General features: G+C 38.9%; 6 protein-coding genes. All 6 read right to left on the bottom strand.

What is annotated here, in order from left to right; all coding sequences use genetic code 11:
• Positions 1-194: PLP-dependent transferase (locus tag QZ334_RS06850; protein ID WP_295233075.1), on the bottom strand; the 194-nt coding region annotated here is incomplete at its 3' end.
• Positions 195-346: 152 nt separating this feature from the next.
• On the bottom strand, positions 347-850 hold the full coding sequence (locus tag QZ334_RS06855) for an ECF transporter S component (RefSeq protein ID WP_105085186.1): 504 nt from the start codon (positions 848-850) through the stop codon (positions 347-349).
• A gap of 58 nt (positions 851-908) precedes the next feature.
• On the bottom strand, positions 909-1313 hold the full coding sequence (locus QZ334_RS06860; protein ID WP_295233079.1) for a PACE efflux transporter: 405 nt from the start codon (positions 1311-1313) through the stop codon (positions 909-911).
• Positions 1314-1519: 206 nt separating this feature from the next.
• Positions 1520-2986, bottom strand: a complete 1467-nt coding sequence (locus QZ334_RS06865; protein ID WP_257847099.1) for an anion permease — start codon at positions 2984-2986, stop codon at positions 1520-1522.
• A gap of 404 nt (positions 2987-3390) precedes the next feature.
• On the bottom strand, positions 3391-4215 hold the full coding sequence (locus tag QZ334_RS06870; RefSeq protein ID WP_295233082.1) for a MetQ/NlpA family ABC transporter substrate-binding protein: 825 nt from the start codon (positions 4213-4215) through the stop codon (positions 3391-3393).
• 54 nt (positions 4216-4269) lie between these two features.
• Positions 4270-4889, bottom strand: a 620-nt coding sequence (locus QZ334_RS06875) for a methionine ABC transporter permease (protein WP_295233085.1), incomplete at its 5' end; no start/stop codon positions are given.

Raw genomic sequence — 4889 nt, forward strand, 5'->3', positions numbered from 1 at the left:
TTACCATCTTCAAGGCCTGCAATCAATTGTTCCAAACGGTCCCGTGTTGGATTAGATTCACGCGTATATTGATAACCTGTTGTATCACCCAACTTTGGATGGGAAAATGTACTAGACATATAAATTGCAGGGGAAATTGCACCAGTGCTATCTGGTCTACCGCTGCCATGAACGCATTTTGTATTAAATTTCATTCCATTCAACTCCTCATATTTGTATACAATATGTTAATTATAAAAGTAGACAATGACTAAGGTCAACAAAAATGGGCACTCATACTGCATGAGTGCCCTTAAAAAGTCATATCTATTTTGAATGGGTTGTCATAACTTTAAGTTAAGTTAGCCTAATTTTTAGTACGTTTTGTAATAAGTAGAGCCAAAATAATGCCCAAAGAAGATGTTACCAATTGAGGCCAACTAGATACGAATAACATAGTATTTACAATCTTCGGTGGAAATTGGAATAGAGAAAAGAACAAGGAATAACCACCAAAAAGAACACCAGCTTTTACCAAGGCCGCCACGATAATAAGCAATACCTTAGGTTTATGTTGTAACCAGTGCGCTACAAATACGTAGGCAGTCGTGCCAAGAGCCGTAATCAAAATAAACGGCGGCAACGGCAACATGCCTTGTAAATGCGCCACCACTGGTGCAATCCAAGCAATAACTAGGCCATTCCTCCATCCATAGCGCCATGTGGCGAGTACAAAGGTGGCGGACGTAATAGAACCGATGAGGAACATACTCACCTGATTAGGAATAAAGGGGAAAATGAGGCGCAAGCTTTGCGCCAACAAGGCTACGGCCAATAATAGGCCTGTGCCCGTAATAGACTTTGTAGACATAAGAACCTCCTACTATACAATATAGATTTTACAAGAGGTACCTACCTCATATTTCAAATTAAGCCTCTACAAAATATAGACGCGCTCGATCATACACCCAATTATACACATACGTATAACCTAAGATAACCAATGTCATCGTTATATCCGTCATAAAAGCCATCCAAAAGGTCATATGCATCATGTACATAATAATCGGTACAGTAGCAAGCATAAATAGACCTTCAAACAATACGGCATGGATTGTACGGATAATTGGCCCCCGCGCTAATCGATCACCTGGTACTAGTTTATCAAAAATCCAGTTAAACACAAAATTCCAAACCATAGCTAGTAAGGAAAAAATAACCATCAATAAAAAAGGCTGCCCCTCATGCGGAACAAACTGCATTACCAAACAACCAATTAAAATACAACCAAGCTCATATAAAATTGACTGCACAACACGCTCAGAAGTAGACATAATAATAAAAACCTCCAGCAAAAAACCTAGGTAAGAAATTTACTATCATATCACCATTATATTTATTTTTTTAGATTTGTCGAGCTATATCAAAGCGACTTGCCCGCTAAAGCGAGCATTGCCATTTTAAGATAGAAGAAGCCGCCATATGTCTATCTAGCGACTTGCAGCGAATGGAGCGCAGAGAGACATATGGCGGCGGAAAGTTATCCTAAAAGTGGCATTACGAACTGAATCCATGGAATCCCCACCACGATAAAGATAGCGAGGTAGATAATTCCAAAGATAGCGCCTAATTTCCAGAATTCAGGGCCTTTATTATAGCCACTAGCAAACCAGATTGGGCTGTGACCAGTACCATATGGTGTGAGGATACCCATAATCCCCATTGGTACTAAAAGAATCAACATAACTTGCGCTGGGTCAACGCCAGGAATTTGAAGAATAAGAGTAGCAAATAAGCCTACCATAGCCGTTACATAAGCAGTACCGGATGCAAAGAAGTAACGAAGCAAGCAGAATGCTAATAACAAACCTAAAACTGCCATTGTAGGATCTAGAGACACTAAAGAACCACCTGCAGATTTAGCAAGCCAGTCCAAGAAACCTACATTTTTAAGGCCGGAAGCCATAGGTACGAGTGTAGCGAACCAAGTTAAAACATTCCATGCTGGTTTATTAGCAAGGAAGTCTTGCCATGTCATAATCTTAGTGAAAATCATCAAAATAATAACGATCAAAGCTGTTGTTGTAGGGTTTACTTTGAATGTAGAAGCACCAATCCACAACACAAGAGCCAATACAGAAATTAAGGCCATGAAGATTTCACTGCGTGTCATGGAACCTAGTTTCTTGTACTCATCCTTTGCCCAGGCTGCAATTTCAGGGGAACCTTTTACCTCTGGCTTGCAGAATACATAGGTCAACAATGGAGTGATGATGAACAAGATAAGGCCTACTGGCAAGAATGCGAGGAACCATGTGCCCCAGTTCGCCGCTACGATACCAGATTTAGCAGACAATTCTAGAGCCAATGGATTTGGCGCTGCACCGGTCAAGAAGATAGAGCTAGACACACATGTAGTTGCCAACGCGACCCAGTTCAAATAGGAACCAATTTTACGAGGGTTCTTATCTGGATAGGAATCAAACATCGGACAAATACTAGATACGATTGGATAAATCGTACCACCAGAACGAGCCGCATTACTTGGAATAAATGGAGCCAACACAAGGTCCGTAATAGCAATGGCATAACCAAGACCTAAGGAAGACTTACCAAGCTTTGCTACAAGGAACAAAGCAATACGACGACCAAGGCCAGAGTTTTCATAACCAATACCAATCATGAAAGCGGCAAAGATCAACCATACGATGGCATTAGAGAAACCACTAAGGCCCCAGCTGATAGCTTGCGCATCAGTAATCGCCTTAGCGACACCGGTTGCTTTATCTACCACAGGGGCAGGACCAACCTTAAACAACATAGATACGGTAACAGCAATGATACCGATGAAAGCTGGTGGCATTGGTTCTAAAATCAAACCTACCACGAGGCCAGCGAAAATACTTACATAAATCCAAGAATTTGCGCTAAGACCTTCAGGAGCACCGATGAGCCATACAAGAATAGCTACTACAAGCGGTGCGAATAATTTCCAATTCAACTTCATTAGAAACTCTCCTTACTACTTCAAAACAAAAATTGCAAAAATTGCCTATTTAGTATATCAAAAATTTTAATAAGATGATATAAACTTAATCATAATACTTATTAATTGATAATAAACTTTTAGTAATAAATTTCATCCTACTAGTAGTAGAAAACGGCACCATTGTGGAACAAGGGACACATCACAAACTGATAGAGCGTGGTGGTCACTATAAAGAACTCTATGAAAACGATGCGGCGGGCATGACAGTATAAGTCACTCTACAAAAGGCCCCCCTTGTATCAACCTATAATATCCTCATGTTATCTCATATAAATAGAACCCCTAATAAGTAAAAACTTATTAGGGGTTCTTTTATTTATTCCTATATAGCTGTTCGTGCCTATATATCACATTATTATATTCTATTCACCTTTTGGTACGAACCATAGGCCATTGTTATTTTTTTCCATGTAGTCTTTGAATTCTTGAGAGTGGTAAGCTGCTACGATGTCTTTTGCCCATTGTGCATCTTTGTTTTTCTCATTAACTACGAGTTGTAATAACCATTGTGGCAATACGTCTTCATTTGCCAATGCAGATTTAGGATCAATTTTTGCATTATAGATAATAGCGCCTGTAATAACGATATAATCAAAGTCAGTACGTACAGACGGAATTGTAAGGGATTTCATTTCTGTAAATTTAAGATGTTTAGGATTTTCAATAATATCTGCTTGAGTTACTGTTGCTAAATCTTTGTTAGGATTAAGCTTAATCCAACCGATTTTTTGCAATAACGCATAAGCACGAGCCATGTTGGATGCATCATTAGGTACAGCAATAGTGTCGCCATCTGCCACTTGATCTAAAGATGTTTTAGAACCACTAAAGATACCTGCTGGTACTGTTGGAATTGGTGTTAATGCTACAAGATGACCATTTTGTTTTTCGTTAAAATTTTTCATGTATGCTGTATGTTGTTCAACGTTAAAGTCAACCTCACCATCACTTAACACTTGGTCAGCTTGTACCAAATCAGACATATCTACGCCTTTAAAGGTATAGCCTTGTTTCTCCAAAATTGGTTTTACACCTTTTTCAAATAATTCAGAGTAAGGACCTTGAGATTTACTGTAGGTTAACTCTTTTTTTGCACCATTATCGCTATTATTAGAACCGCAGCCTGCGATAAAAGCTACGCTAAATACTAATGCCGCACCAAGGGCAAGAAGCTTTTTAAATTTCATAGTATTTTCTCCTATACTTTCACAATCAATATAACTAAAATCTATTTCATCAAATTAGGAACGACGCGCACGACGTGCAAAATAGTTACCTATTGTTTGAATAATTTGAACAAAAATAATCAAAATAACTACGGTAAATAACATCAATGGGAAGTTCAATCGTTCATAACCATAGGTGAGGGCCAAATCACCTACACCACCAGCCCCAATAGCACCAGCCATAGCCGTAGCACCGATTAGCCCTATAGTACCTGTTGTAATAGATAGAATAAGCGAACCCTTTGCCTCTGGTAAAAGGAAATGCCAAATCACTTCAAAATGAGAGGCCCCCATCGATTGTGCTGCCTCGATAATGCCTTTATTAACCTCTAAAATAGAGTTCTCAAAGAGTCGAGCAAGATAAGGTGCAATGAATATAACAAGTGGTACAATAGCCGCTGTTGTACCAACACGAGTACCTACAATCATCTTAGTTAACGGTAATATAAACACCATCAAAATGATAAATGGTACGGAACGTACAATATTAACAATTGTATTTGTAATGGTATAAACAATACTATTTTTAACGATACCATTCGGATTGGTCACTACTAAGGTAACGGCTATAACTAGCCCCAATACCGTACCGATAAAGAGCGATAAAAATACCATGTATAAGGTTTGCTCTGCGG

The sequence above is a fragment of the Veillonella sp. genome (genome assembly GCF_019414865.1).
GTDB lineage: Bacteria > Bacillota > Negativicutes > Veillonellales > Veillonellaceae > Veillonella.